This is a genomic window from Psychromarinibacter sediminicola, assembly GCF_029168335.1.
In the GTDB taxonomy this organism is placed as follows: Bacteria; Pseudomonadota; Alphaproteobacteria; order Rhodobacterales; family Rhodobacteraceae; genus Psychromarinibacter; species Psychromarinibacter sediminicola.
In genome coordinates this window covers 1-26875 of sequence record NZ_JARGYC010000061.1, presented here as the reverse complement: position 1 = coordinate 26875, position 26875 = coordinate 1, and the positions used below count along the sequence as shown (strand labels likewise).

Sequence of the window (26875 nt, the reverse complement as noted above, 5' to 3'; positions counted from 1 at the left end):
GGCCAGCCCCCCACACCCCCCGGGATATTTGTAGCCAGAAGAAGCCTGGGGGGCGTGTCGCTGAGACGGGATCGGCCGTGGCGGTCTGGCCGGCTTGGCGGCAGGTCGCGGAGCCTGGCGGGGTTGCGGCCCGAAGACGCCGGGGCGCGGCGTATCGGTCAGACGGGGCCGGCGGTGGAAATGTTTCGCGCGCGAAACATTTGTCTTTTCTTTACAGGTAGTTAATCGACCGTCCGCGACCCGGGGCGCAGCCCCTGCAGGCGGGGAGAACTTTCCTGCGCCGCCGCCCGTCAGGGGGCTATGCAGAGCGGAATCGCAGCGCTAACATCGCCGCCATGTCAGGCGAAGGCGATCTTCTTCACGTCGTGACCGACGACGAGATCGGCCCGGGGCGCACCCGGCTGGGCAAGATCCTGATCTGGGGATCCTTCGCCGTGATGGTCGCGACCTTCGCGGTGCTGGGGCTGGCGGAGACGGGCGCGATCGGGCTGGACTTCGCCAACTGGCGCCCGGCGCTCTATGCCGCGCTGTTCTGGGCCGTCTGCCTGAACATCGCGCAGGTGGTGCTGTACGGCGAGCAGGGCAAGCGGACGCTGTTCATCCTGCCCGCCGCGCTGTTCGTGATCTTCGTCGTGGTCTTCCCGCTGATCTTCGCGCTGGTGATCTCGTTCTCGGACTGGAACCTCGCTTCGCTGGACGGGCGCGAGTTCAACGGGCTGGAGAACGTGCGCCAGATGTGGAACGACCCGTTCTACTGGAACGCGCTGACCAACATGGTCTGGTACACGCTGGCGATCGTCGTGGAATACGCCATCGCCTTCGGCCTGGCGCTGATCCTGGCCAGCGAGATCCGGGCGCGGAAGTTCTTTCGCGTGGCGTTCCTGATGCCGCTAATGCTGTCGCCGGTCGCGGTGTCGTGGATGATCGGCAAGTCGATGCTGGAGGGGCGGTTCGGCCCCGTCGCGCGGCTGGCGCGCTGGCTGGGCTGGGACCGGCCGGCGTTCTTTTCCGACCCCGAGATCGCGCGGACGATGATCATGATCATGGACGGATGGACCTATATTCCGTTCATGATGATCATGCTGCTGGCCGGGCTGCAGGCGATCCCGCGCGAGGTGCAGGAGGCGGCACGGGTCGACGGGGCGAGCGGCTGGCGCGGGTTCTGGGAAGTCACCTTTCCGCTGATGCTGCCGGTCTCGATCACCGCGATCCTGATCCGCATCATCTTCAAGCTGAAGATCGCGGACATCATCATCAACGTCACCTCCGGCGGGCCGGGCGGCGCGACCGACAGCGTGACCAGCTTCATCTTCCGCGAATACCGCGATCGGTCGAACGTGGGCTACGGCACGCTGCTGGCCATCGTCTTCCTGGTGCTGATCGTGATCGCGATTACCGTCTTCATGAAGCTGGTCGACCGCTGGATGAACCCGAGGTACTGACGCATGGCCGACCGGACCGCCGCCGCCAACGCCGAGACGCAGATCTTCCACGACGCCGCGCATGACACGGCCGGCCGGGTGAAGTGGTATGCCGGGCGCGTCGCGATCTACGGCATCCTGCTGATCTGGACGGTGGTCTGCCTGTTCCCGATCTACTGGACCTTCACCACCTCGTTCAAGCTGGCGCCCGACGTGATGCAGGGCAACCTGGTGCCCTTCGTGGACTTCCAGCCGAAATGGAAGGGCTTCGACAGCCTGGGCCTGTCGCCGCGGCTGATCGGGCAGGAGTCGACGGTGCGCGAGGAGTTCCTGAAGCGGTTCACGAATTCCGCCGTCGTGGCGCTGTCGGCCTCGGCGCTGGCGGTGGTGCTGGGGTCGATGTCGGCCTACGGTCTGTCGCGGTTCCGCTACCGGTTCGGGTTCATGCGCAACCCCGACATCTCGTTCTTCTTCCTGTCGCAGCTGATCCTGCCGCCGGTGGTGCTCGCCCTGCCGTTCCTGGTGCTCTACAAGCAGCTCGACCTGCTGGACACGCGGATCGGGCTGATCCTGCTCTACACGCTGACGGTGCTGCCCATCGTGGTGTGGATCATGCGCGACCAGTTCCTGTCGATCCCGGTGGAGCTGGAGGAGGCGGCGCTGGTGGACGGGCTGTCGATCTGGGGGGCGTTCCTGACCATCGTCCTGCCGATCGCGCTGCCCGGCATGGTGGCCGCGTTCATCCTGTGCCTGGTGCTGACCTGGAACGAGTATTTCTTCGCGGCGCTGCTGACCTCGACGGAGGCGAAGACGCTGCCCGTCATGGTGGCGTCGCAGACCGGGTCTCAGGGCATCAACTGGTGGGCGATGGCGGCGCTGTCCTCGGCGGCGATCCTGCCCCTGATCATCATCGGCGTGCTGCTGGAGCGCTATATCATCCGGGGAATGGCGGCCGGGGCGGTGAAGTAGGGTCGCCCGCCGGAGGGATTTCATCCCCCCGTCGTCCATCGTGTTTGCACGAATGGCGCACGATGAACGGACCGCCCTGAGCGTATTTTTCAACGAGAAGAAGTTGGGGGGGCCGGGATCGGGTGTTCGGGCGGTGCGGCGCGGTTTTCGGGCGTGCCCCTTTCTCTTGCCTCAGTCGTCCGACAGCCAGCCGGTGGCGAGGGCGTGGGCCCAGTCCGCGCGGCCGGCGCGGCGGGCGAGGTCGGTCATGCGCGCCGGGTCGTAGGGGACGCGGCGGTGGCTGACCTGCCAGGCGTCGCCGGCGCGGTCCAGGACGGCATAGCAGGCGTCTGGCGTGCCGCTCTGCATGACATGGGGCACCGGGTGGATGTCCTCGTAGGCGGGCAGGCCGACGCTGCCGGGATTCACGATGCGGCGGCCGTCGGGCAGGCGGATGGCGGCCGGCAGGTGGGTATGGGCGCAGAGGATCAGCGGGAAGTCGGCGTCGCGGCCGAGCCGGGCGATGCCCGCGGCGTCGCGGGCGCCGGTGCTGCCGTCCTCGCGCACCTCGTGCAGCCAGTAGGTCTGATCGTCGTGCGGCGTGGCGTGGCAGAGCAGGACGTCGTGGCCGAAATGCGCGGTGGGCGAGAGCGATTCCAGCCAGTCGATGTGGCGCGGCTGCAGTTCCGAGAAGGCCGCGAAGTCGCTGGGCGACATCTCGTGCGGGTGCTGCTGGATCAGGGAGCGGTCGTGGTTGCCGCGGATCGTGGTGATGTCGCGGGCGGCCAGAAGCTCGGCGGTTTCGGCCGCCGCCAGCGGGCCGCTGAAATGGTCGCCGAGGTTGACGACGCGGTCGAGGCCCTGGGCGTCGATGTCGGCCAGGACGGCGCGCAGCGCGTCGGCGTTGCCGTGGATGTCCGCGAGGACGGCGAAGCGGTCGGGGACCCGGTCTGTCATGCGGGCATGTAATCCGGCGGGTCGGGCCGTGGCAACCGGGGGGACCGAGTGCGAACGTGCCCCTTCCCCGAAGGACGGGCGGGGAAGGGGCGGGGCCGCGGGGGAGAGGGGCGCGGCCCCGGGGAATTACTGCGACAGGCTCTCGGCCAGGCGCATCAGGTTGATCGCCTCGCGCCGGTAGCCGAACGGATCCTCGCCGGTGGCGGAGCTGGCCAGGGCGATGGCGTCGTCCCAGTCCCAGTCGCCGGTATAGGTGCCGTCGCGCAGGAGCTGCCCGAAGCCGGCGATGGCGGCGGCCCAGCTGGCCTCCTGCGTCGCCTCGGCCATGCCCGCGGTGATCGGCCGCTCGATCAGGGTGCTGGTCTCCTCGCCCGGTTCCTTGTAGCGCAGGCGCAGGAAGGCCAGCTCGTCGCTGTCCGACGACGCCGCGACGGGCGTGTCGTCGCCATAGCGCAGCGGGTCGTTCAGCACGGCGGGCGAGCCGACCGGCGTGATCTCGTAGATCGCCGTCACCGAATGCCCGGCGCCGATCTCGCCCGCATCCACCTTGTCGTTGTTGAAGTCCTCGCGCCGCAACGCGCGGGTCTCGTAGCCGATCAGGCGGTATTCGGCGATCTCGGCGGGGTTGAACTCCACCTGGATCTTGACGTCGTCGGCGATCGGGAACAGCGCGCCCGTTAGCTGGTCGACCAGCACCTTCTGCGCCTCGTTCAGCGTGTCGATATAGGCCGCGGTGCCGTTGCCGTGCTGCGCGAGCGCCTGCATCGTCGCGTCCTGCAGGTTGCCGCGGCCGAAGCCGAGGACCGACAGGTAGGTGCCGGAGTCGCGCTTGTCGGCGATGAAGTCCTCCAGGTCGTCGGGGTTCGAGATTCCGACGTTGAAGTCGCCGTCGGTGGCCAGCAGCACGCGGGAGACCTCGCCGTCCTCGGTCATGCCTTCTGCGATGGAATAGGCCTGTTCCAGCCCGGCCTGCCCGGCGGTGGAGCCGCCCGCCGACAGCGTGTCGAGCGCGGCGAGGATCGTCTCGCGGTCCCCGGCGGCGGTCGGTTCGAGCGCCAGCCCGGCCGAGCCCGCATAGGTCACGATGGCCACCTGGTCCTCGGGCCGCAGCTCGCCCAGCATCAGGCGGAAGGACTGCTTCAGAAGTGGCAGCTTGTTGGGCTGGTTCATCGACCCGGAGGTGTCGATCAGGAAGACGAGGTTCAGCGGCGGGCGGTCCTCCACCGCAGGCAATTCGCCCTGCAGCGCCAAGGTCATCAGCTGCGTGTCGGGGTTCCACGGCGTCTCGGCCAGGGTGACGGAGGGCTTGAACGGGCCGTCGTCGGGGCCGGGGGCCGGGTAGTCGTAATCGAAGTAGTTGATCAGCTCCTCGATCCGCACCGCGTCGGCGTCGGGCAGCGACCCGTTCATCAGCGAGTTGCGGACGACCGAATAGCTCGCCGTGTCGACGTCGATGGAGAAGGTCGAGACCGGCTCTTCGGTGACCGCCATGACGGGGTTCGCGTCCTCGTTGGCGAATTCCTCGGTGTTCTCGGTGTTCTCGGGGGCCGGGGTCACGACGTCCGGCGCCGGAATCGGCGCGGGGGCAATGGCGCCGGTGGTGCGGCCCATGGTCGTGGCGTTGGTGTTGCCGCCCTGCAGGACCGACGGCACGTTGCCGTAGCCGGTGACAGCCCCGGCGCCGTCGTTCCAGGCGATGCCGTTGCCCAGGCCCGTCGGCCCGGCGCTCTCGGCGGCCGGCGGCGGCACGATATCCGCCAGTTCCTCGGCGGCCTCGCTCTCGGGCTCACTTTTGGCGGCGGGCGCCTCGGGGGTCGGTTCTGGGGCCGCTTCGGGGGCCGGCTCGGCGACGGCCTCGTCGGAGACGTCGCCATCCGTCGCGACGACCTCGGGCTGGTCGAGCGTGTCGCGGTTGCCGGGCATCTCCTGCACGACGGGGATCAGGGCCACCATGCCGACGGCGACAATGGCGGTGGTGGCGGTCAGCGCGGGGCGCGTGGTCAATTGGCTCAGCATATGTCTAACTCCTGTTGCAAAACCCGCCCGTCTCGTCGGGCGGTCAGGAGTAGGACGCGCCGCGTCCGCCGATCCTTGGGCGCGGTCGAAGATTTCTTCCGCCTGCGCCAGGACGGCGGCCTTGCGGGCCGGGTCCGGGGCCGGGGTCGCCTGGTCGAAGGCGCGTTTCAGGTCGTCGAGCGGGTCGGTCATGCACTCAGTTCCTCGTCGCGCAAGGCCTTCAGGCGCTTGCGGATCTCCGAGAGCCGCCAGCTGACGGTGCCCTCGGATACGCCGAGCACCTCTGCGGCCTCGGCATGGGTCATCTCTTCGCCCATCGTCAGGGCGGCGGTGTCGCGCAGCTCCGCCGGCAGGCGCGCCATGGCGCGGTGCAGCCAGTCGAGTCCCTCGGCGGTGTCCGCCTGCGCGGCGCGGCGGCCGATCTCCCAGTCGCCCCAGCCATCGGCGGCCTTCGCGCGGGTCGCAGCGCGCCGGCGGGCGTCGTGGGCGGCGTTCACCGCGACGCGGTAGAGCCAGGTGGAGAACTTCGCCTCGCCGCGGAAGCCGTTCAGCTTCGCGGGCAGGGCCAGACAGATGTCCTGGGTCAGGTCCTCTGCGTGATCCTGCCGCCCGGTCAGGCGAAAGCAGACGCGGAACAGCCCGTCGTAATGCCGCGCCAGAAGCGCTGCAAAGGCCTCCCGGTCGCCGCCGGCGGCGGCCCGGGCCAGTCCGCTATCACCCGTCTCCATGCGCATTACAGTGGGTTGGACGCGGCCCGGCGGTCAATCCTTGGACCGCGGGGGCGAAAAAGATACCCCGCAGCTTCTTCTGGCCGGAAATACTCTGGGGGTCCGGGGGTGAAACCCCCGGCGGATCGGCGCGCGGCACGCGCGGCGACCTCACCAGCGGGACAGTGCGTCCTCGTCCTCGTCCTTCGCGGCGACCCAGGCGGCGCCCTCGGCGGTGACCTCCCGCTTCCAGAACGGCGCGCGCGATTTCAGGTAGTCCATCAGGAATTCCGCCGCCGCGAAGGCCTCGCCCCGGTGCCCCGCCGCGGTCGCCACCATCATGATCTGCTCGCCCGGCGCCAGCCGCCCGTGGCGATGGATCACCAGCGCGTCCCTGAGGGTCCAGCGGCGCACCGCCTCCGCCTCGATGGCGCCGATCGCCTTTTCGGTCATGCCCGGGTAGTGCTCGATCTCCATGAAGCGCAGCCCGCCGTCGTCGCGCACCAGCCCGGTGAAGCTGACCTGCGCGCCCACATCGGTGCGGCCGGACGCGAAGGCGTCCAGCTCCGCGCCCAGGTCGAAGGGCGCTTCCTGCACCCGCACGACCATCTCAGCCCCCGGTCATCGGCGGGAAGAACGCCACCTCGCGCACGCCGGCCAGCGGCGCGTCGAAGTCCGACAGTTCCTGGTCCAGCGCCACGCGCAGGGCGGAAGTGTCGGCGAAGGCCGCCTCGTAGCGCGCCTCGCGCGCCTTCAGCTCCTCCACCAGCCCCGAGACCGTGTCGGCCGAGGTCTCGACCCGTTCCTTCGGCAGGCCGATGCGTTCGCGCACCCAGGCGAAATAGAGAACGTCGATCATGCCTCGTCCTCCCGGAAAAACGGCAGCGACTTGCGGAAATAGTCGATGCCCGAGATCAGCGTCAGCGCCGCCGCGATCCACAGAAGCCCGACGCCGATCCACCATGTATAGATGGCGGCGGTGTAGTTCCAGACCAGCCCGACCTCGTCGGAGACCTGGCCCGTCATGATCCCGTCGACCATGGCGGCGTCCATCCCGACGGTCCGGGCGATCACGTTATGCTCGAAGATGCCCTTGGCGAAGAGCACGGCGATGGCGACCATCTGCAGCATGGTCTTCCACTTGGCGAGCTTGGTGACCTTCAGCGTATGCGCCTTGTCGCCCAGGAACTCGCGCAGGCCGGACACGAAGACCTCGCGGAACAGGATCACCGTGGCGGGCAGCAGGATCCAGGGGTCGACGCCGATCCGGCCGATCAGCGGGTCGACGGCGGAGAACCCGGTGATCACCAGAAGCGCGATGACCACCATCGCCTTGTCCGCGATCGGGTCCAGCATGGCGCCGAAGCGCGATTCGAGCTTCCACGCCCGCGCGATGTAGCCGTCGAACCAGTCGGTGGCCGCGGCGCCGATGAACAGAAGCATCGCGAACCAGTCCGCCCAGGGCCGGATGAAGTACAGAAACATCACCGCCACACCGGGCGCGGCGAGCAGGCGCAGGACCGTCAGGATATTGGGGATCGTCCAGTGCATGCGCCTTACCTAGCCCCTCAGCGGGGGACAGGAAAGGCGCCATGGCCCGCGCGGCGTTATCGCCGCACGAAATAGTTATCCGATTCATAGTCCTCGCGGCCCGGATCGGTGAAATCCGTGCGGATGAATACCCGCAGCCGGTCCGATCCGGCCATCCGCGTGTAGATGTGCCGCTTGGCAAAACCGTCGTCCTTGAAGGCATAGAACCAGCCGTCGTCGACCCGCTCGCTGCCGATCGTGCCCCAGTCGCAGTCGCTGGGCGAGCAGGAGCCCCACAGGTGGATGCGCGCATCGGGGCCGGAGGCGGGCCGGCCGTTATGGATGACGTCGTTGCAGACGGTGGAGAACTCCACCTTCGTGATCGAGCGGGTGTCGGGGTTCACGTTGCGCCAGGCGCCGTCCATCGGGCTGGCGGCGCAGAGCGCCGAGGCGGCGGGGGCAGAGGCGGCCAGCCCCAGCAGGGCGGCGGCGATCGTTGTCAGATGGCGTTTCATTGCGATCTCCTTGGGTTGGCGTTGGATTCGCACCCTTGGGTCGCGGCCGCCCGTCGCGGGGTTCAAAAGAAAATGCCCCCGGTGCGCAGGCGCGCGACGCGCAATGCGCATGCATGGGCCTTGTCCGGCCGCCTCCTGGCGACCGCTCAGAACCCGTGGAACAGCATGTCGAGTGCGCGGGTGACCTCGTCGGCGCCGTGGGAGAGATTGGCGACGGGCAGGCGCAGCGCCGTCGCGGGGATCGCCGCGAGGAGATGCGTGGCCATCACGACCTCGGTCTCGCCGATCTGGAAGACCGGATGCAGGGCGCGCACCGGCGCCGGCACGTCCGCCTTGGGCAAGAGCGGCACGACCACGCGCGTATGGAGGATTTCGAGCAGATCGGTCTGCACGTCCAGCAGATAGCCGGACCCGTCGGACGCGCGGTAGACGTCGTACCGCGCCATCAGAACATGCGGTATCTTTCCAGGGGCAGGCCGTGCTCGGCCGCCCAGGCGTTCCAATCCGCAATCGCCTCGGCGTTGTCGCGTTTCCAAGCCTCGGCCTTCGCGGCGCGCACGGCCTCGCTCACGCCCGCTTCGGCGGCGCGGCTGACGTTCACGCCATAGGCGCGCGCCTCTTCCAGGAGGCCTGGATCGAGGGAGAGGGTCGGGGCCTTCCGGGCAGGCTGTTTCGGCATCGGGTCGCCTCCGTTCGTGCCATAGTCTATGCGCGACGATCCTGCGCATCAATCGGTCCCGCGGGGTCGGCCCGGAAAGACGCCCCGGAGCCACGTGCTGCGTGCCTCATCCCCGCTCGTTGAAGAAATCGTAGATCGTCTCGGCCAGCGAATCCGAGATGCCCTCGACCGCCTTCAGGTCGGCCAGGTTCGCCCGGCCCACCGCCTTGGCCGAGCCGAAATGCGCCAGCAGCGCGCGCTTGCGCGTCGCTCCCACGCCCGGCACCTCGTCCAACGGGGTGGCGCCCACCGCCTTCGCCCGCTTCGCCCGGTGGGTGCCGATGGCGAACCGGTGCGCCTCGTCGCGCAGCCGCTGGATGAAATACAGCACCGGGTCGTTGTGGCGCAGCGCGAAGGGGCGCTGGCCGACGCGGTGGAATTCCTCCTTGCCGGCGTCGCGGTCGAGCCCCTTGGCGACGCCGACCATCGCGATGTCCTCGACGCCCAGCTCGGCCATGATCCCGTGCACGGCCGAGACCTGCCCGGCGCCGCCGTCGATCAGCAGTAGGTCCGGCCATTGCCCCTTGTCGCGGTCCGGATCCTCTTTCAGCAGCCGCTTGAAGCGCCGGGTCAGAACCTCCTTCATCATGCCGAAATCGTCGCCGGGGGTCAGCTCGGCGTCGCGGATGTTGAACTTGCGGTACTGGTTCTTCATCAGCCCCTCGGGCCCGGCCACGATCATCGCACCGACGGCGTGACTGCCCTGGATATGCGAGTTGTCGTAGACCTCGATCCGCTGCGGCGGGGCGTCCAGCCCGAACGCCTCGGCGATGCCCGACAACAGCTTCGCCTGCGTCGCGGTCTCGGCCATCTTGCGCGCCAGGCTCTCGCGGGCGTTGCGCAGGGCGCCGGCGATCAGCTCGGCCTTCTCGCCGCGCTTGGGCACCAGCACTTCCACCTTGCGCCCGGCCTTCCCGGCCAGCGCCTCGGCGACGAGGTCCACGTCCTCGATCTCGTCCGAGAGGATCAATTGCCGGGGCGGCTCCTTGTTGTCGTAGAACTGGCCGATAAAGGCCTGCAGCACCTCCGCCGCGCTCTCGGTGCCGCCGAGGCGGGGATAGTAGTCGCGGTTGCCCCAGTTCTGGTTGGCGCGGATGAAGAACACCTGCACGCAGGCCTGCCCGCCTTCCATGTGCAGCGCGATCACGTCGGCCTCGGTCACGCCGCGCGGGTTGATCCCCTGCGCCGACTGCACCTGGGTCAGCGCGCGGATCCGGTCACGCAGCGCCGCCGCGCGCTCGAACTCCATCGCCTCGGCGGCGGCCTGCATCTGCTCGGCCAGCTGCGACTGCACCTTGGTCGTCTTGCCCTGCAGGAACCGCTCGGCGTCGCGCACCAGCGCGCCGTATTCGTCCTCGGACACGTAGCCCACGCAGGGCGCGCTACAGCGCTTGATCTGGTAGAGCAGGCAGGGCCGGGTGCGGCTTTCGAACGTGGAATCCGAGCAGTTGCGCAGTAGGAAGACCTTCTGCAGCTGATTCAGCGTCCGGTTGACCGCGCCGGCGCTGGCGAAGGGGCCGTAATAGGCGCCCTTTTCCTTCTTCGCGCCGCGGTGCTTCTTGATCTGGGGAAAGCCGTGATCCTTCGCCACCAGGATGTTGGGAAAGGATTTGTCGTCGCGCAACAGCACGTTGTAGCGCGGCTTCAGCTGCTTGATGAGGTTCTGCTCCAGCAGCAGCGCCTCGGTCTCGGTCCGGGTGGTCAGGAACATCATCGAGGCCGTCGCCTCGATCATCCGCATGATCCGGGGAGAGTGGCCGGAGGGCCGGGCATAGTTCGACACCCGCGCCTTCAGATTGCGCGCCTTGCCGACGTAGAGCACCCGCTGCTGGGCATCCAGCATCCGGTAGACGCCGGGCGAGCTGTCCAGCGTCTTCAGGTAGGACTGGATGCAGGCATAGCCGGTCAGCTGCGGGTCGGGGGCGGTGTCGGTGCTGTCGTCGCTCATGGCCTACAGATCGTGATTCCCGGGGGTGGCTGCAATCTCGAACCGCCGGAAACAAGCCGAAACATGTCCCCGATATCTGTGGACAAGGCTGGTGGTAAGGACCGGACAGCGGGAATTTTTCCTTTGATTTTGACGGTTTCGTGACTTTGATGAAAAATTAGGCATGAATATAGAGCATTGAAAATAAACGATATTTTTGTGACGAGATTGTAAACCCTCCTGATGTATCAGGAATCCTGCTGCGATTCGGTGCAAACCAGCCGCCGGTGCACAAATTGCGCGCTCGGCCCGCCGGACCCGCCGGTCAGTCATTGATCCAGGTCAATCTCCGGCGTCTTCCACGCCAGGTGTTGCCCGCCGTCGATACACAGAAGCTGCCCAGTGACGGCGGGCGCGTGCAGGAAATAGCGCAGCGCGCCGGTGATGTCCTCGGGGTTGGAACCGCGCTCCAGCACGGTATTGGCGCGCTGCCCGGCGAAGTGGGCTTCGGACTGGTTGGCGCCCTGGAGCGTCGGGCCGGGGCCGATGGCATTGACCCGGACCCGCGGGGCGAGCGCTTGCGCGGCGGTGCGGGTGAAGGCCCAGAGCCCCATCTTGGCGATCGTGTAGGACATGAAATGCGGCGTCAGCTTGCGCACCCGCTGGTCGATCATGTTGACGACCAGCGCCTCGGCCCGCGGCTCGCCGCTACCGTCGGCGACCGGCGCCGGCGCCTGCGCCGCCAGCGCCTGGGTCAGCACAACCGGGGCGCGAAGGTTCGATTCCATGTGCCGGTCCCAGCTGTCGCGCGTGGCGGTGCCGAGCCGGTCGTATTCGAAGATCGAGGCGTTGTTCACCAGCACCGAGACGGGGCCCAGCGCCTCGGCCGCGCGGGACAAGAGCGCCTGCGTCGCGTCCTCGTCCAGCAGATCGGCCTGCAGCGCGACGGCGCGGCGGCCCAGCGCCTCGATCTCGGCCACGGTGTCCTGCGCCTCGGCCGCGGAGCCGGCGTAATGCACTGCCACGTCGAACCCGTCTTCGGCGAGGGCCAGCGCCATGGCGCGGCCCAGCCGTTTCGCGGCGCCGGTGACGAGGGCGGTTCGGGGCTGCATGGGCGGTCTCCGGTCGGTCAGGTCAGGATCAGGTAGACATAGGCGGCGTAGAGCACGGTCAGCGCCGCCCCCGTGATACGGCCCATGTTCATGCGCCAGATCACGAAAGGCGCCAGAAGGACCGACGCGCCGGCCATGACCCACAGGTCGAAGCGCAGGATCTCGTCCTCCACCGGGATCCGGCCGAACAGCGAGGCGACGCCGATGATGACCAGCAGGTTGAACATATTCGACCCGATCACGTTGCCCAACGCCACGTCGGCCTGCCGCCGCAGGCCGGCGGCGATGGTCGTGGCAAGCTCGGGCAGCGAGGTGCCCACGGCCACCAGCGTCAGGCCGATGACCGTCTCGCTGACACCCCAGGCGGTGGCGATGTTCACCGCGCTCGTCACCAGGAGCTGCGCGCCCACCGGCAGCCCGGCGAGCCCGAGGATCAGGAACAGCGCGACGCGCCAGCCGGGCATCTCCGGGTTGGCGCCCTCGATCTCCTCGGGGGAGATGTCGGCGTCGTCCTCGGCGCCGCCGGCCTCCCGGCGCTCGGCCTCGGCGCGGGCCGCGGCCCTGGCCCGGGCGCGCGCCGCGTGATTGGCGCGGCGATGCCGCCGGGCGCTGCGGACCTGGCTGGCGGTGACGACGGCGAAGCCGGCCAGCAGGATCAGCCCGTTCCACCACGCGAACGGCCCCAGCCAGGCCAGCGCGATGAACAGCGCGGTCGCCGACAGCATCCACAGGAAGTTGCGGCTGGTCTTGTGCTCTCCGGTCGCCAACCCGTAGAGCAACGCCGGCACGCCCAGCACCAGGAGCACGTTGGCGGTGTTCGAGCCCACCACGTTGCCGATCGCCAGCCCCGGCGCGTCGTCCAGCACCGAGCCGATGGAGATCACCAGCTCCGGCGCCGAGGTGCCGAAGGCGACGACCGTCAGGCTGACGATCAGCGCGGGGATGCCCAGCCGCAGCGCCAGGTTCACCGCGCCGCGCACCAGGAAATCGCCCGCGATCAGGAGCAGCCCGAGGCCGGCGGCCGCGATCAGGTAGTCCAAGGTTCAGCCCTTTCCCTTGCCCGAGACCTTGCCGCAGTCGCAGGGGCCCTTGCCGATCCGGTAGCGGCCGCAGCGCGGGCATTTGCGCGCGTCCAGGTGCTTCTGGCCGGGCAGTTTCGGCATCTTCAGCTTGCCGAACATGGCCAGCACGCCCATGCCGACGAGGAACAGTACGACGATCTTGACGATCACAGCCCGAACCTCGCATAGGCGCCGCGTTCCTCCAGCGCGGCGAGCGCGTCGTCGGCCACATGCGCGCCCAGCCGGGCGAACAGGCTGCGCTTGCGGCCGTAGGGGATGAAGCGCACCTTGTCGCCGAAGATCTCCTTCATCTTCGGCACCACGTGGCCCACGCCGTCGGCCAGCCCCTTGTCGACCGACTGCCGGCCGATCCAGACGGTGCCGGTGAACATCTCGTCATCCTCGGCCAGCCGGGCGCCGCGGCGGTCCTTGACGTAGTCGATGAAGATCTCGTGGATATGCTCCTGCCAGCCCTTCAGCCGCTCTACGTCCTCGGGCTTTTCGTCGCGGAACGGGTCGAGCATGGATTTCGACCGGCCCGCGGTATGGACCCGCCGCTCGATCCCGTATTGCGCGATCAGGTTCTGGAACCCGAAGCCCGCATAGATCACCCCGATGGAGCCCACGACCGAGCTGGGATCGACCCATATCTCGTCGCCCGCGCAGGCCAGCCAGTAGCCGCCGGAGGCCGCCACGTCCTCGGTGAAGGCGTAGACCTTCACGTTCTTCTCCTGCGCCAGCCGGCGGATGCGGGCGGCGATCAGGCTGGACTGCACCGGCGAGCCGCCGGGGGAGTTGACGACCAGCGCCACGGCGTCGGGCTTGCCGCGGCGGAACGCCTTTTCGATCATCGACGCGAGCCCGGCGTCGTTCAGCGCGTTCATGCGGCTGCCCGAGGCGATCATGCCGTTCAGGCGCAGGATCGCCACGGTCGGGCGGCGGTTGGTGAAGGGGAGCCATTTGATCATGCGGAGCGATGTAGCGGCGGCGGGGGCATGGAACAAGGTGCGGAGGAATTTCGCCGCGCCTTCGGCGCGTCGATCCGCTGGGGGGACGCTGTCCCCCCAGACCCCCCCTGGAGTATTTTTGCCAAGATGAAGCGTATTTGGAACGAGAAGAAGCGTACTTGGAACGAGAAGAAGCGTATTTGGAACGAGAAGAAGCGTATTTGGAACGAGAAGAAGATCTTGGGGTGGGGCATTTGCCGGGGGGCGGCGTAGGGCCCGGGGCGGTGTTGCTGGCGCATGGCCCCGGCGGATCTGGCCGCGGCGGATGGCGGCCGGGCGGTCGGCGTGGCCCTCGGCGTCCTTCAGGTGGATGGGACGCCGGGGACGGGGCGCCTCAGGCGTGTTCGCGTCGCGGCGCCTCGGCGCGCAGCAGGATCGAGCCGTCGGAGAAGATCTTGCGCCCGTTCCGCACCGTCGCCCGCACATGGCCGACGCCGGTGTCGTCGGCGATGACGAGGTCGGCGGGCTTGCCCGTCGCGATCTCGCCCCGGTCGCTCAGCCCCAGGGCGCGGGCCGGGTTGGCGCTGGCCAGCCGGGCGGCGCCGGACAGGCCCTGTGGGTCGGACTTGGCGAGGATCAGCACCGCGGGCAGGATCGCCGAGGGGTGGTAGTCGGCCGCCAGGATGTCCAGGAGGCCCGCGGCATGGGCGTCGCGGGCCGAGAGGTTGCCGGAATAGCTCTCGCCGCGCAGCGCGTTCGGCGCGCCCATGGCGGTCAGCAGGCCGCGGGTGCGGGCGGCCCCGGCGGCCTCGGGCGTCACCGGGAACTCGGAGATCGTGGCGCCCAGCGACTGCATCAGCGCGACCTTGTCGACGGTGTCGTCGTCGTGGCTGGCCAGCGCGATGCCGTGCGCGGCGCAGGTCGCGCTGATCGCCCGCAGCGTCGCCGCGAGGTCGCCGGCCTGGCGCTGTTTCTCGGCGATCCGCGCCTGCACCGCGGCGCGCGCCTCGCGGTCCGACAGCCCCTGTTCCAGGCGGGTGCGCTCGGTCAGCCGCTCCAGGTCGCGGTACTGGCCCTGGCCCGGCGTGTGGTCGGTCAGCGAGACCAGATCGACGGTGCCGTCCGCGATCAGCTCCTCCACCACCGCCAGCGCGTTGGGATAGTTCACCTCGAACCGGGCGTGGACCCGGTGGTCCACTTTCAGTTCGGGGCGCATCGCCTTCAGGGCGCGCAGCATCTCCTTGGAATGCTCGTAGCTGCGCATGTGGCCGTAGGCGGATTTCGGGTTGAAGCTGACCGCGGCGTAGCCCGTCGTCACGCCCGCCACCTTCAGCCGGCGGTCGAGGTCGTGCAGGCCCAGCTCCAGCGGCATCCTCACGTTGGGGCGCGGCTCGACCTCGCGCTCGATCATGTCGCCGTGCATGTCGATGAAGCCGGGCATCAGGATCAGCCCGTCGCCCTCTAGCGCGGCGCCGGGGACGGGATGCGCCGCGATCTCGGCGATGCGCTCGCCCTCGATGCGGACCGAGCCGCGGGGCAGCACCGCCTCCGGCAGGACCACGCGGAAGTCACTCAGCCACATCGGCCAACTCCTTCGGTCTCAGCACCACCTCGCGGTCGATCAGCCCGGCCACGTCGGCGGCATGGTGAAACACGCCGATCATCGCGACGCCCTGCGCCTTCAGGTCGGCGAGCCGCGCGACCAGCGCGCGTCGCGCGCCAGCATCGAGCGAGGCGGTGGGTTCGTCCAGCAGCAACAGCCGCTGCGGCAGGATCAGCGCGCGGGCGAGGTTCACCTTCTGCTGTTCCCCGCCCGAAAAGGTCGTCGGATAGGCCGGCCAGAGATCGGGCTTGACCCCGAACGTGTCGAGCCAGCGGCGCGCCTCGGTCAGCGCCGCGGCGGCGTCGCGGCCGGCCAGCCGCAGCGGCTCGGCCACGATCTCCTCGGCCGGCACGCGCGGGCGGGCGGTCAGGAACTGGGTGACGAAGCCGATCTCGGTGCGGCGCAGGTGGGCTATGTCGATGTCGGCCGCGGTGGCGAGGTCGATGCGGCCGGCGCGGCTGTCGTACCAGATGTGTCCCGCGACCGGCAGGTAGCTGCGGTAGAGCGTGCGCAGGAGCGTGGACTTGCCCACGCCGTTCGGGCCCGACAGCAGCAGGAACTCGCCCGGCGAGACGGTGAAGGACAGGCCCGCGAAGGCGTGCAGATCCTGGCCGAGGTGGTGCATCCGGAAGGTCTTGGCCAGGCCCTCGACAGTGAGGATGGAGGTCATGGGCGGATCCTCATAGCTTGGCCTGCACGAGTTGCTGGGTATAGGCGTGCTGCGGATCCTGGAAGACCTGGTCGGCCAGCCCGTCCTCGACCACGCGGCCCCGGCGCATCACCATGACGCGGTCGGCCATGGTGCGGATCACGCCCAGGTCGTGGCTGACCAGCACCATGGTGATGCGCCGGTCCCGCTGCAGCCGCTTCAGCGTATCCAGCACCAGCGCCTGCACGCTGACATCCAGCCCGTCGTCGGCTCGTCCAGCAAGAGCACCGCGGGCTCCAGCGCGATGGCCTTGGCCAGTTGCACCCGCTGCTGCATCCCGCCCGAGAGCTCCACCGGCGGCGCGTCCATCCGCGCGACCGGGAACTCCGAGGCCTCCAGCGCGCCCTGCGCCTTGTCCCGCAGCACGGCAAAGCGCCGTTCGCCGGCGATCAGCAGCCGCTCGGCGACGTTGCCCGAGGAGGAATGGCGCATCAGCAGGCCCTGATGCGGGTTCTGGTAGACGATGCCGATGGCGCGGGCGCAGAGCATCCGGCGTTCGAACCGGTCGAGGTCGAACAGGTTGTCGGGCAGGTCCGGCAGCCCCAGGCGGTAGCGGCCCGCGTCCGGCGTTTCCTCCAGGTTCATCATCCGCAGGAAGGTGGACTTGCCCGAGCCGCTTTCGCCCACGACGCCCAGCACCTCGCCCGGATAGACATGCGCCGAGACGTCGTCCAGCGCGACCACGTCGCCGTAGCGTTGGGACAGGCCGTCAAGCTCCATCAGCGGCCGGGTGCGCACCAGCTGCGGGTCGGTCTTTGCCAGCGCGGTCATGGCTGCATCTCCCCGCCCTTGTACCAGGTCTCGCCGATCTCGGCGGCGTCGATCGCCTTGACGCCCAGGTGGCTGTCCGAGACCTCGTGCCGCGCGGTGCCGTCGTCCTGCGGGATCTCGTTCATGAAAAAGCCGGTCAGGCCGGAGCGGTGGCAGGTCAGCTGCGCGTGATCCTCCACCCGGTAGGGCACGTCGTCGAAGACCAGCGGGTCGACGCGGGTATGGGGCGGCACGGCGAAGATGCGCTTTTCCCGCCCCGCCGACAGGATCGTCAGATGCTCGGCCATGTTGAGCTTTGGCAAGTCCCAGCGCGGGATCGGCGAGGGCGTCATCACGTGGCGGCCGTTGACCATCGCCGGGTAGCTCGCCCCCTGCATCACCCGGCCCGACCGCACGATCTGCTCGTAGAGCGTCAGCCAGAGGCGGCCGTAATCGGCATCGGCGTGCATCTGCCGGGCGCGGGACATGTTGGGCTCGACGCCGCGCAGCGGTTCGGGGTTCGGCACCTGCAGGATCAGCACCTGGTCGGCGCGCAGGCGTTCCTCGGGCACCCGGTGGCGCGACTGGATCAGCGTGGCCTCCAGCGTGTCCAGCGTGGCGCGCGCGCCGGAGACGCGGGTCAGGAAGCGGCGGTTCGAGGCGGCGTTGACGCTGTCATCGGCGCCCTGGTCGATCACCTTCACCACCGCGCCCGGACTCACCAGCGTCAGCGTCGCCTGCAGCCCGCCGGTGCCCCAGCCGCGCGCGATCGGCACCTCGCGGCTGGCATAGGGCATCTGGCAGCCGGGGACGGCGACCGCCTTGATCATCTTGCGCCGCATCTCGCGCTTGGCCGAGGCGTCGAGGAACCCGTAGGAGAAGGCCTGCCACGGGCGGGTCAGGGTCGCGAGGCTCATGACGTCGTCTCCGGTTGCCGGGCGGCCTCGTCGCGCTCTGCCGAGCGCTTCTCGGCCTTCGCGCCGCGCAGCGAATCCAGCGCCGACTGGAACGTCACGTAATGCGGCAGCTTGAAGTGAATGCAGAAGCCCGAGCTTTCCACGGGTTCGGTGTGGTAGAGGAAGAATTCCTCGTTCACCGGGCTGTTCGCCGGCGCGCCCGGGCTGTTGAGGTCGAGCGTGGCGCCGGAGATCACCTTGACCTCGTTCCAGCCCAGCGTCGCGCAGAAGCCCAGCCGCAGGCCGTCCTTGCCCTTCGTCGTCACCACCTCGGCCTGGCTCGTCTTGACCCGCCCGGCCGAGAACGGGGTGCCGTTCGGGTGGCGCACCGTCACCTCCACCTCGCTGAGCCGCAGCTCGTTGACGGTCGGGTGCGCCGAGCCGTAACCGCGCATCGCCGAATAGCCCAGCGCCAGCGTCCCGCCCGTCTCGGCCCGCGCCAGCGACTGCAGGGTGTGGGCGCGTTTGGCCGGGAACAGCAAGGGCTCGCGCGTGAGGTCGGGAATGTCCTCGCGGTCCACCGGCCGGCGCGGGCGGTCGGCCACCAGCCCCTGCGCCTTCTGCCAGTCGGCCAGCGCGGTGTGGCGCGGCGGGGCGCGGCGCTCGGCCGGCTCGACCGGGTCGGGCCGGAACGGCGTGCCCTCCAGCACCTCGGTCGCCAGGAGCCGGTGCGAATAGTCCAGCGTTGGCCCCAGGATCTGGCCGCCGGGGATGTCCTTGAACGCCGCCGAGATCCGGCGGTGGGTAAAGCCCTGGTCCGGCTCGGCCACCTCGGCGATCTGCAGCCGCGGCTGCGTCGTCCGCCAGGCGCGCAGGAGCAGCAGCGCCTCGTAAAGGTCGCCGCCCGCCTGCGCCAGCGCCAGCGCGGCGAGGTCGGGCGCATAGAGCGACGCCTCGCCCATCACCCGGTCGACCAGCGCCGGCAGCGCGGCCTCGATCTCGCGCACCCGGTCGGCGCCGATCTCGCCGGTCTGGGCGCGGTACAGCCGCTCCGCCTGCTCGATGGCGCGTTCGCCGCCGCGGGTTGCCACATAGGCCATGTCTCAGCCCTCCGTTACCGTGGTGGAGCGGGGCAGGGCGACGAGCCGCGTGCCGTCCACGAAGATCATCTCGATGCCCAGCGGATAGCGGCAAAGGCCGGCGCGGACCCGCCAGACATCCGCGTGCAGTTCGCCCAGCGAGAGCGTGGCGGTGTCGCGTATGCCGGGGCCGGCGAGCCGCACGGCGGGCCCGTCCCCGAACCGGGCCGGCGCCACGACCGTCGCCCCCTGGTCGGGATAGAGCTGCGAGCCCACCGGCGCGCGCAGAAGCTGCGCCATGGCGCTTTCGGTTCCGAGGGACAGGAACAGGTGGTCGGCCAGGTCCGGCGGAACCACCGAGGCGCCGCTGCGCGCGAGCGCGCCGGACAGCGCCGCCTCGTCCGCGAACACCCGGCATTCGCGGTCCACCAGCGCCAGCGCGACCGGCAGCAGCCCCGGCTCCGGCATCTCGTGGACCGTGCCGGGGCGGGCGAGCGCGTTCAGCACCGCCGCGAAGGTGGCGTTGTCGCGGGGCTCGTCGGCATCGGGCATCGGTGCGGTCTGCATCAGAAGGTCTCCATGTCCACGCGGGTCGCCTCGACCCGCCGCAGCGTGTCCCGGTCCGCGTCGGCCTGCGCCGCGCCCATCCGGGTCACGAAGCCCCGCAGCCGTTCGGCCGCGACCCCGGCGGCCAGCGCGGCGTCGATCAGCGCCATCGCCATCGCCCGCTCCAGGTCGCGGCCGACGATCATGCCGTAGCCTTCCGTCCCGTCCGAAAGCCGCACATGCGCCTCGGCCACCAGCACCTCGCCCAGGTGGAACTCGGTGCCCTCCACCGTGTCGCGGGCCGGCAGCATGACGAGGCCGGTGCGGCTCTGCAGCACCTCCACGTCGCCCAGCGCGGGCAGGATCGCCTCCGCCTCCGCCCGGATCGCCTCCGGCTCGGCGCGGGCCAGGATGGTCAGCACTTCCGAGGGGTCCGGCGCCGTGCTCCGGTCAAACATCGCGGCCGCTCCCGTGGTCCAGTTCGAACCGCACGCGCCCGGCGGCCCAGATCGCCTCGGAATGACCGATCGGCACGCCGTCCGGGTCGGCGTCGATCTTGGTGATCACCACCACCGGCTGATCGGCCGGCTGTTCCAGCAGCCGCGCCTCCCATTTCGCGGGCAGGCGGGCATAAAGCGCCGTTTCGCGGCGGGCGTAATCGGCGATGCCGTGACCCGCGTAGATCTCGCTGTCGGACTCGCCGGCCATCCGCCGCGCGCCGAAATCGGGAAACCGCCCGGCCGGGTGGAAACTGCAGGTCGGGATCAGCGGCCGCGCGTCGGCATAGCCCCGGCGCAGCACGCGATGCACTTCGGCCCCCGGCTGCAGCCCGAGCGCGCGGGCCACCTCCGGCTCCGCCGCCACGATGTCCACGTCGATCATGTCGCGGCTGGGCACCACGCCCTGCCGCGCGAGGTTCTCCTTGAACCGGGTGCGCGCGCCGATCCGGTAGGTGATGCGCGGCGTCTCGCGCACGAAGGTGCCGCGCCCCTGTTCGACGCTCAGCACGCCCTCGGCGGCCAGCGTCGCCACGGCGCGGCGCAGCGAGTGGCGGCCGACGCCGATCTCGCGCTGGATCTGCGCCTCGGGCGGCAGGCGGTCGCCCGCGGCCAGCGCCTGCGAGGCGATGTTCCGCATGATCCAGTCACGCGCGCGTTCCCAATTGCTGACATCGACCATGCCAGGCCCCTTGCGAAAGTCATCCGAATGATTGCGGGGTAGGGGCCGAACATTGCCGGGGAATGACAGCCGGGTGAAACTCCCGCGACAATCGCGGGAGCGTCGGGTCAGGCCGGCGTCGTGGCGGGCGCCTGCCCGGGGTCGAGCTTCGCGGCGCCCAGCGCCGACAGCGCCACCAGCGCGGCGGCGGTGCCCAGGCACAGCGGCAGGCCGCCCAACTGATAGCTGGCCCCCGACAGCACCGTGCCCAGCAGCCGGCCGCCCGCGTTCGCCATGTAGTAGAAGCCAACGTCCATCGTCACCCGGCTGTCCTCGGTGAAGGCGAGGATCAGGTAGGAGTGCAGCGACGAGTTCACCGCGAAGATCGCGCCGAAGACCAGAAGCCCCGCGATCAGCGTGACCGTCAGCCACGGCGCCGCGCCCCCCGCCATCCAGGCGGTGACCGCCAGCGCCGCCGGCACGAAGACCAGCGCCGCGACCCAGCCGCGCGCCTTGCCCACGATCGCCGGCTCCGGCAGCTCCGCCGCGCGCAGCAGCCGGGGCGCCCAGGCCTGCACAGTGCCGTAGAGGATGATCCAGACGGCCATGAAGCTGCCGACGGTGAAGAACGCGGCGCGCATCCCTTCCTCGGTACCGTCCGACAGCACGCCGTAGAAATAGATCGGGATGCCCACCACGAACCACACGTCGCGGGCGCCGAACAGGAAGACGCGGGCGAAGCTCAGCCAGTTGATGTTGCGGTTCTTGGAAAAGACCTCGGAGAATTTCGTGCCCTTGCGCCCCTTCGGCAGCCCCGCGGGCATCCCGATCAGCACCGCGACGAGGATGGCGGCCAGCACCGCCGCCATGCCCCACAGCGCCGCCTGGAACCCGGCCAGCGCCAGAAGCCCCGCGCCCAGCAGAAAGCCCACGCCCTTAACCGCGTTCTTCGAGCCGGTCAGCAGTGCGACCCAGCGGAACAGCCCGCCCTTCTCCTTCGGCGCCAGCAGCTTGACGGCGGATTTCGAGGACATCTTGGCCAGGTCCTTCGCCACGCCGGACGCGCCCTGCACCAGCATCACGAAGACCACCGAGAAGGTCAGCGTCCAGGACGGGTCGAGCCGCGTCAGCGCGATCAGCGCCACGACCTGCAGCGTCAGCCCGGCGTAGAGCGTCGAGGTCAGCCCGAACCGCGCCGCGATCCAGCCTGCCGACAGGTTGGTGACGACGCCCGCGATCTCGTAGAGCACGAACAGGTAGGCCAGCTGCACCGGCGAGAAGCCCAGCGTGTGGAAGTGCAGGAGCACCAGCATCCGAAGCGCGCCGTCGGTCAGCATGAAGGCCCAGTAGGCCGCCGTCACGGCGATATAGGCCGCCAGCCCCTGCCGCGCCCCGGTCACAGCGACGCTCCCGGAAAGCGTCCGGTGGCAGCGGTACGCCGCGCGGGCGCAATGGGATAGGGCGCGCAGAGGCTCATGCCAGCTTGCCCCCCACCATGCGGGCCACGTCCACCAACCGGTGCGCATAGCCCCATTCGTTGTCGTACCAGGCGTAGACCTTCACCTGGGTGCCATCCACGACCATGGTCGAGGGCGCATCCACGATCGACGACCGCGGGTCGTTGACGTAGTCGGTCGAGACCAGCGGCCGCTCCTCGTAGCCGAGGATGCCCTGCAACGCGCTCGCGGCGGCCTCGCGGAAGAAGCCGTTGACTTCCTCGGCCGTCGTCTCCCGCGCCACCTCGAACACGCAGTCGGTGAGCGAGGCGTTCAGAAGCGGCACGCGCACCGCGTGGCCGTTCAGCTTGCCGGCGAGCTCCGGATAGATCAGCGTGATCGCCGTGGCCGAGCCCGTCGTCGTCGGGATCAGCGCGTTCAGCGCCGACCGCGCCCGGCGGAGGTCCTTGGCGGGACGGTCCACGATGGTCTGGGTGTTGGTCACGTCATGGATCGTCGTGATCATGCCGTGGTCGATCCCCAGCTTCTCGTGGATCACCTTGACCACCGGCGCCAGGCAGTTCGTCGTGCAGCTTGCCGCCGTCACGATGAGGTGCGCGGCCGGGTCGTAGGCGTCGTTGTTCACCCCGTAGACGATGTTCGCCGTCGGCCCGTCCTTGACCGGCGCCGAGACGACGACCTTCTTCACCCCGGCCTCGAAATAGGGCGCGAGCCCGGCCTCGGTCTTGAACACCCCGGTGCAGTCGATCACCACGTCCACGCCGTCCAGCGGCAGATCCTCGATCCGTTTCCGCCCGTGCACCGGCAGCCGCCGGCCGTCGATGGCGATGCCGCTCTCGTCATGCCCGAACGCGGCCGGCCAGCGGCCGTGGACCGTGTCGAACTCCAGAAGATGCGCATGCATCGCCGGGTCGCCGACCGCGTCGTTCAGCCAGGCGATCTCGGCCCCGCTCTCCAGCAGCGGCCGCAGCGCCAGCTTACCGATCCGGCCGAGGCCGTTCAGCGCGTAGGTGGTCATTGATCCTCCAGGCTCTTGGTCGTGGCGCCGATGTCGTCGACGGCCTTCTGCAGCGAGATGCGGTCGAGCGACTGCAGCGGCAGCGCGGTGAATGCCCGGATCCGGTTCTGCAACGCGCCATAGGCGTGCTGGAAGGCCAGGATGCGCTCGGCCTCGGTGCCGTCGGCTTTCACGGGGTCGGGCATGCCCCAATGGGCGCTGACCGGCTGGCCCTTCCAGGCGGGGCATTCCTCGTTCGCGGCGCGGTCGCAGACGGTGAAGACGAAGTCCATCTTCACCGCGTCCCCGCCCTGGAACTCCGCGACGTTCTTGGCGCGCAAAAGCGAGACGTCGTGGCCCTTGTCCGCCAGCATCTTCACCGCGACCGGGTTCAGCTCGGAATAGGGGCGGGTGCCGGCCGAATAGGCCTCGAACCGGTCGCCGGCGATGGTGCGCAGAAGCGACTCGGCAAAGATCGACCGGGCGGAGTTGCCGGTGCAGATGAACAGGACGTTGAACTTGCGGTCGGACATGGCGCTGTCTCCTGGCATGTCGGGGGTCGGGGGCGGGCAGATATCGGGGCGGCCGTGGCAGCAGTCATTGACGAGAAAGCCCATCAGCGCGCGCACCGCCTGCATCCGCACGCGGTAGCGCAGCGAGGTGCCGTGCCGCTCCCGCTCGATCAGCCCGGCCTCCATCAGGGCGGAGAGGTAGACCGACGAGGTCGACGCCTTGAGCGACAGCGCGTCGGCGATCTCGCCGGCGGGCACGGCGTCGGGATAGCGCCGCATCAGCAGGCGATAGGCCGCCATGCGCTGCGGGTGGCTGAGGGTGGCGAGCTGGGTGAGGGCTTCTTCTTCCATATTTCATGAAATATGGAAATAGAATCTGAGTCGCAAGCGGAAACGACGGCCGACGCACGTCTGGACGGGCCGAAAAGCGCCTGCGACGGGCGAATTGTCATCGAACCGATACAGGACCGTCATCCGCGCGAAGGAATCGGCCCCTAGCCTCCGCCTCGTCGCGTGGGGTGTCGCGTGCTGCCAATCGAGCATTTCAGCACGTAAACCCTTTGCCCGTGCCCCCGTGCGACCCCTGGCTTCGGTCCGGCATCGTGATCGTCCCGTCCACTTTGCCTGCGCCTCCCCGGCGTCGGCAGCCCGACCCGAAGCGGATCCCCTTGCACCCCCGGTCAATTACCGGCCGGGGGTGCCTCCTTTCCCGCTCTGGACCTCGCGCCGCGCGGCGCCTAGTCTCGCCCGGCAGTCGAGGAGAGACAGGATGGCGACCGGCAAGAACGTCCGCACCCATTACCAGGGCACGTGGCACGAGGGCGATGTCCCGATCATGCGGGCGGCGGACCACGGGGCCTGGCTGGGCAGCACCGTGTTCGACGGCGCCCGCTATGTCGACGGCGTGGCGCCCGACCTGGAGGCGCATTGCGCGCGGGTCAACCGCTCGGCCGAGGCGCTGATGATCCGGCCGACCGTGTCGACCGAGAAGATGGTCGAGATCGTCTGGGAGGGGCTGCGCCTGTATCCCAAGGACGCCGCCATCTACATCCGGCCGATGTATTGGGGGATCGAGAGCGGGCACCTGGCGATCGTGCCGGGCGAGGGCGATGCCGGCTTCTGCATCTGCCTGGAAGAGGTGCCGATGGCGCCGCCGGAGATGTCGGTGCGGCTGACCACCACGCGGTTCCGGCGCCCGGTGCTGGACGACGCGGTGTGCAACGCCAAGGCCGGCTGCCTCTATCCCAACAACGCGCGGATGCTGCGCGAGGCGCTGTCGAAGGGCTACGACAACGCGCTGGTGGCCGACGCGATGGGCAACGTCGCGGAATCGGCCAGCGCCAACGTGTTCATGGTCCGCGACGGCGAGGTGTTCACGCCGATCCCGAACGGCACCTTCCTGTCGGGGATCACCCGGGCACGGCACATCGCGAACCTCGCGGCCGAGGGCGTGACGGTGCATGAAACCGTGCTCACCTTCGACGACTTCCGCGCCGCGGACGAGGTGTTCATGTCGGGCAACCTGATGAAGGTGACCCCGGTGACCGAGTTCGACGGCACCCATTACCAGGTCGGCCCGGTGGCGAAGCGGGTGCGCGAGCTTTACTGGGACTGGGCGCTTTCGGCATGAGCGAGTTTCTCTACCTGCCCGACGCGACGCTGGAAGAACTGGGCATCGGCACCGGCGAGGTGGCCGACGCCATCGAGGCCGCGATCCGCGACAAGGCCGAGGGGCGGCTGTTCGACTCGCCCAAGGCGGCGATCCTGCCGGGCGACAGCCGCTACATGATGTCGACGCTGGCCGTGGGCAACACCGAGGAGCTGACGGTGCTGAAGACCGTGACGGTCAGCCCCGACAACCCGGCCCGCGACCTGCCGGCGATCAACGGCGCGATCCTGGTGCTGGACGCCCGCACGGGACTCCTGCGCGCGCTGGTCGGGGCGAACTGGGTCACGGCGGTGCGGACGGCGGCCTTGTCGGTGGTGGCGGCGCGGCGGCTGGCGGACCCGCAGTCGAAAAGCGTGGCCTTCGTGGGCTGCGGCACCCAGGCGCACAGCCACCTGGCGGCCTTCGCCGAGATGTTCCCGCTGGACAAGGTCTTCGCCATCGGGCGCGGCCGCGCCAACGTGGACCGGCTGTGCGAGACGGCGCGCGGCATGGGGCTGGCGGCCGAGGCGCCGGAGGACCCGGAAGCGGCGCTGCGCGAGGCGGACCTGGTGGTGACCTCGGTGACGCTGGACTATTCGATCGAGCCGTTCCTGGACGCGCGCTGGCTGAAGCCCGGCGCCTTCGCGGCGATCACCGACCTGGGGATCCCTTGGTTCGACGCGGGGTTTGCGGCGCTGGACAGCGTGGTCATCGACGACCGCACGCAGGAGGCGGCGATGGAGAAGAAGCTGATCGCGCCCGAGCGTGTCGACGCGGACCTGACCGAACTGGTCGCCGGCGCGCCGCTGGCATTCGACGCGGAAAAGACGGGCGCGTTCCTGTTCCGCGGCATCGCCGTGGGCGACTATGCCGCCGCCGCGCTGGCGGTGCAGCGGGCCGAGGCGCGGGGCGCGGGGCAACGCATCCCGCTCTGAACCGCAGGCTTGCCAGCCACTGCCCCCTCGTCCAATATCCGCCGAACGGAGGGAGCCCCCAATGCGCAAGTTTCTCGTGGTGCTCGACGACAGCCGCGAATGCCTGAACGCGATGCGCTTCGCCGCGATGCGGGCGGCGAAGACGGGCGGCGGCGTGCAGATCCTGTCGATCATCCCGCCCGACGAGTTCCAGCACTGGATCGGCGTGGGCGACATCATGCGCGAAGAGGCGCGCGAGCGGATCGAGGCGCATTTCGAGGTCTTCGCCAAATGGATGCGCGACCGGCAGGACGTGCATCCCGAACTGGTGATCCGCGAGGGCGAGATGGTGGCGGAAATCCTCGCCCAGGTGAAGGACGACCCCGAGATCGGGGTGCTGGTGCTGGGCGCGGGGACCGAGAAGGGCGGGCCGGGGCCGCTGGTCAACCAGCTGTCGAAGAACGCGGGCACCCTGCCGGTGCCGATCACCATCGTTCCGGGGGACCTGTCGAAGGAGCGGCTGGAAGCCGTGACATAGCGCCGGCGCCGGGCCGCGGCGAACAGTTTCTTCCAGAAGAAACTGCCCGGCAAAATCTTCTAGAGCTTCGTGCGTTTAATCGTGGGCATATCCTGCGGCCTTGAAGTAGTTCCTGCATTCGTCGGGTTCGAAGAGATCGCAGATGTCGCCGACGGCGCGCCAGAGGCCGTCCAGGGTGCGGGCCTTGAGGCGCCGGAGGTGAGCCTTGA

The 26875-nt window shown here is 69.4% G+C and carries 32 protein-coding genes; 6 read left to right on the top strand and 26 right to left on the bottom strand.

The features are described 5' to 3' along the window. The first annotated feature begins 335 nt into the window (after positions 1 to 335). Entirely contained in the window at positions 336 to 1442 is a 1107-nt protein-coding gene (locus tag P1J78_RS18840) for a carbohydrate ABC transporter permease (RefSeq protein WP_275568933.1), read from the top strand. A 3-nt stretch (positions 1443 to 1445) separates the two neighbouring features. Then, a complete protein-coding gene (locus P1J78_RS18835; RefSeq protein WP_275568932.1) occupies positions 1446 to 2390 on the top strand; it encodes a carbohydrate ABC transporter permease in 945 nt (314 codons plus the stop codon). 171 nt (positions 2391 to 2561) lie between these two features. Here the strand turns inward: P1J78_RS18835 and P1J78_RS18830 are convergent, their stop codons facing one another. The 14 genes from P1J78_RS18830 to P1J78_RS18765 form a co-directional block, all read right to left on the bottom strand. Then, on the bottom strand, positions 2562 to 3326 hold the full coding sequence (locus P1J78_RS18830; protein ID WP_275568931.1) for a metallophosphoesterase family protein: 765 nt from the start codon (positions 3324 to 3326) through the stop codon (positions 2562 to 2564). Positions 3327 to 3452: 126 nt separating this feature from the next. Next, on the bottom strand, positions 3453 to 5342 hold the full coding sequence (locus tag P1J78_RS18825; RefSeq protein WP_445260957.1) for a vWA domain-containing protein: 1890 nt from the start codon (positions 5340 to 5342) through the stop codon (positions 3453 to 3455). Positions 5343 to 5530: 188 nt separating this feature from the next. Further along, positions 5531 to 6070: an RNA polymerase sigma factor gene (locus tag P1J78_RS18820; protein ID WP_275568929.1), complete on the bottom strand. Its 540-nt coding sequence runs from the start codon at positions 6068 to 6070 to the stop codon at positions 5531 to 5533. 150 nt (positions 6071 to 6220) lie between these two features. Further along, a complete protein-coding gene (locus tag P1J78_RS18815) occupies positions 6221 to 6658 on the bottom strand; it encodes a molybdenum cofactor biosynthesis protein MoaE (protein ID WP_275568928.1) in 438 nt (145 codons plus the stop codon). A 1-nt stretch (position 6659) separates the two neighbouring features. Next, positions 6660 to 6908, bottom strand: a complete 249-nt coding sequence (moaD, locus tag P1J78_RS18810; protein WP_275568927.1) for a molybdopterin converting factor subunit 1 — start codon at positions 6906 to 6908, stop codon at positions 6660 to 6662. Beyond that, positions 6905 to 7600, bottom strand: coding sequence for a CDP-diacylglycerol--glycerol-3-phosphate 3-phosphatidyltransferase (gene pgsA, locus P1J78_RS18805; protein WP_275568926.1), 696 nt, complete (start codon positions 7598 to 7600; stop codon positions 6905 to 6907). The genes moaD and pgsA overlap by 4 nt, the downstream gene beginning before the upstream one ends. Positions 7601 to 7656: 56 nt before the next feature. After that, entirely contained in the window at positions 7657 to 8094 is a 438-nt protein-coding gene (locus P1J78_RS18800) for a hypothetical protein (protein ID WP_275568925.1), read from the bottom strand. Between the two features lie 146 nt (positions 8095 to 8240). After that, on the bottom strand, positions 8241 to 8540 hold the full coding sequence (locus tag P1J78_RS18795; protein WP_275568924.1) for a CcdB family protein: 300 nt from the start codon (positions 8538 to 8540) through the stop codon (positions 8241 to 8243). After that, positions 8540 to 8773, bottom strand: a complete 234-nt coding sequence (locus tag P1J78_RS18790) for a type II toxin-antitoxin system CcdA family antitoxin (protein WP_275568923.1) — start codon at positions 8771 to 8773, stop codon at positions 8540 to 8542. Before P1J78_RS18790 ends, P1J78_RS18795 begins: the two co-directional genes overlap by 1 nt. A 106-nt stretch (positions 8774 to 8879) precedes the next feature. Further along, positions 8880 to 10760, bottom strand: coding sequence for an excinuclease ABC subunit UvrC (uvrC, locus tag P1J78_RS18785; RefSeq protein WP_275568922.1), 1881 nt, complete (start codon positions 10758 to 10760; stop codon positions 8880 to 8882). 308 nt (positions 10761 to 11068) lie between these two features. Next, on the bottom strand, positions 11069 to 11851 hold the full coding sequence (locus tag P1J78_RS18780) for an SDR family oxidoreductase (protein WP_275568921.1): 783 nt from the start codon (positions 11849 to 11851) through the stop codon (positions 11069 to 11071). Between the two features lie 17 nt (positions 11852 to 11868). After that, positions 11869 to 12891, bottom strand: coding sequence for a calcium/sodium antiporter (locus P1J78_RS18775; protein ID WP_275568920.1), 1023 nt, complete (start codon positions 12889 to 12891; stop codon positions 11869 to 11871). Between the two features lie 3 nt (positions 12892 to 12894). Next, positions 12895 to 13083 carry a hypothetical protein gene (locus tag P1J78_RS18770; protein ID WP_275568919.1) on the bottom strand — a complete coding sequence of 63 codons (189 nt, stop codon included), beginning with the start codon at positions 13081 to 13083 and terminating at the stop codon, positions 12895 to 12897. Then, a complete protein-coding gene (locus P1J78_RS18765; protein ID WP_275568918.1) occupies positions 13080 to 13880 on the bottom strand; it encodes a S49 family peptidase in 801 nt (266 codons plus the stop codon). The genes P1J78_RS18770 and P1J78_RS18765 overlap by 4 nt, the downstream gene beginning before the upstream one ends. A gap of 27 nt (positions 13881 to 13907) precedes the next feature. Here P1J78_RS18765 and P1J78_RS18760 point away from each other — a divergent pair, with 27 nt between their 5' ends. After that, complete coding sequence (locus P1J78_RS18760) at positions 13908 to 14132, top strand: hypothetical protein (RefSeq protein ID WP_275568917.1); 225 nt, start codon at positions 13908 to 13910, stop codon at positions 14130 to 14132. A 121-nt stretch (positions 14133 to 14253) separates the two neighbouring features. Here P1J78_RS18760 and P1J78_RS18755 read toward each other — a convergent pair whose 3' ends face one another. The 12 genes from P1J78_RS18755 to P1J78_RS18700 form a co-directional block, all read right to left on the bottom strand. Next, entirely contained in the window at positions 14254 to 15441 is a 1188-nt protein-coding gene (locus P1J78_RS18755; protein WP_275568916.1) for an alpha-D-ribose 1-methylphosphonate 5-triphosphate diphosphatase, read from the bottom strand. Next, complete coding sequence (locus P1J78_RS18750) at positions 15428 to 16132, bottom strand: phosphonate C-P lyase system protein PhnL (RefSeq protein ID WP_275568915.1); 705 nt, start codon at positions 16130 to 16132, stop codon at positions 15428 to 15430. The genes P1J78_RS18755 and P1J78_RS18750 overlap by 14 nt, the downstream gene beginning before the upstream one ends. Before the next feature lie 10 nt (positions 16133 to 16142). Beyond that, positions 16143 to 16358: an ABC transporter ATP-binding protein gene (locus tag P1J78_RS18745; RefSeq protein WP_275568914.1), complete on the bottom strand. Its 216-nt coding sequence runs from the start codon at positions 16356 to 16358 to the stop codon at positions 16143 to 16145. Continuing rightward, positions 16331 to 16942, bottom strand: coding sequence for an ATP-binding cassette domain-containing protein (locus P1J78_RS18740; protein ID WP_275568913.1), 612 nt, complete (start codon positions 16940 to 16942; stop codon positions 16331 to 16333). The genes P1J78_RS18745 and P1J78_RS18740 overlap by 28 nt, the downstream gene beginning before the upstream one ends. Then, positions 16939 to 17838, bottom strand: a complete 900-nt coding sequence (locus P1J78_RS18735) for an alpha-D-ribose 1-methylphosphonate 5-phosphate C-P-lyase PhnJ (protein WP_275568912.1) — start codon at positions 17836 to 17838, stop codon at positions 16939 to 16941. The genes P1J78_RS18740 and P1J78_RS18735 overlap by 4 nt, the downstream gene beginning before the upstream one ends. Next, on the bottom strand, positions 17835 to 18917 hold the full coding sequence (locus P1J78_RS18730) for a carbon-phosphorus lyase complex subunit PhnI (RefSeq protein ID WP_275568911.1): 1083 nt from the start codon (positions 18915 to 18917) through the stop codon (positions 17835 to 17837). The genes P1J78_RS18735 and P1J78_RS18730 overlap by 4 nt, the downstream gene beginning before the upstream one ends. Positions 18918 to 18920: 3 nt before the next feature. After that, entirely contained in the window at positions 18921 to 19463 is a 543-nt protein-coding gene (phnH, locus tag P1J78_RS18725) for a phosphonate C-P lyase system protein PhnH (protein WP_275568910.1), read from the bottom strand. Further along, entirely contained in the window at positions 19463 to 19900 is a 438-nt protein-coding gene (phnG, locus tag P1J78_RS18720) for a phosphonate C-P lyase system protein PhnG (protein WP_275568909.1), read from the bottom strand. The genes phnH and phnG overlap by 1 nt, the downstream gene beginning before the upstream one ends. Continuing rightward, on the bottom strand, positions 19893 to 20621 hold the full coding sequence (gene phnF / locus P1J78_RS18715; protein WP_275568908.1) for a phosphonate metabolism transcriptional regulator PhnF: 729 nt from the start codon (positions 20619 to 20621) through the stop codon (positions 19893 to 19895). The genes phnG and phnF overlap by 8 nt, the downstream gene beginning before the upstream one ends. Before the next feature lie 107 nt (positions 20622 to 20728). Continuing rightward, the gene (gene arsJ / locus P1J78_RS18710) at positions 20729 to 22000 is read right to left on the bottom strand and encodes an organoarsenical effux MFS transporter ArsJ (protein WP_275568907.1); all 1272 of its coding nucleotides are present in this window, start codon (positions 21998 to 22000) and stop codon (positions 20729 to 20731) included. A gap of 73 nt (positions 22001 to 22073) precedes the next feature. Then, positions 22074 to 23075 (bottom strand): ArsJ-associated glyceraldehyde-3-phosphate dehydrogenase, encoded by a 1002-nt coding sequence (locus P1J78_RS18705; protein WP_275568906.1) that lies wholly within the window; start codon positions 23073 to 23075, stop codon positions 22074 to 22076. Next, positions 23072 to 23917 carry an arsenate reductase/protein-tyrosine-phosphatase family protein gene (locus tag P1J78_RS18700; RefSeq protein WP_275568905.1) on the bottom strand — a complete coding sequence of 282 codons (846 nt, stop codon included), beginning with the start codon at positions 23915 to 23917 and terminating at the stop codon, positions 23072 to 23074. Before P1J78_RS18700 ends, P1J78_RS18705 begins: the two co-directional genes overlap by 4 nt. Positions 23918 to 24335: 418 nt before the next feature. On the opposite strand from P1J78_RS18700, the gene P1J78_RS18695 reads away from it, so the two are divergent. From P1J78_RS18695 to P1J78_RS18685, 3 genes are all read left to right on the top strand, one after another. Beyond that, entirely contained in the window at positions 24336 to 25196 is an 861-nt protein-coding gene (locus tag P1J78_RS18695; protein ID WP_275568904.1) for a branched-chain amino acid aminotransferase, read from the top strand. After that, complete coding sequence (locus tag P1J78_RS18690) at positions 25193 to 26149, top strand: ornithine cyclodeaminase family protein (RefSeq protein WP_275568903.1); 957 nt, start codon at positions 25193 to 25195, stop codon at positions 26147 to 26149. The genes P1J78_RS18695 and P1J78_RS18690 overlap by 4 nt, the downstream gene beginning before the upstream one ends. A gap of 61 nt (positions 26150 to 26210) precedes the next feature. Continuing rightward, the gene (locus P1J78_RS18685) at positions 26211 to 26666 is read left to right on the top strand and encodes a universal stress protein (RefSeq protein WP_275568902.1); all 456 of its coding nucleotides are present in this window, start codon (positions 26211 to 26213) and stop codon (positions 26664 to 26666) included. Positions 26667 to 26875: the final 209 nt, after the last annotated feature.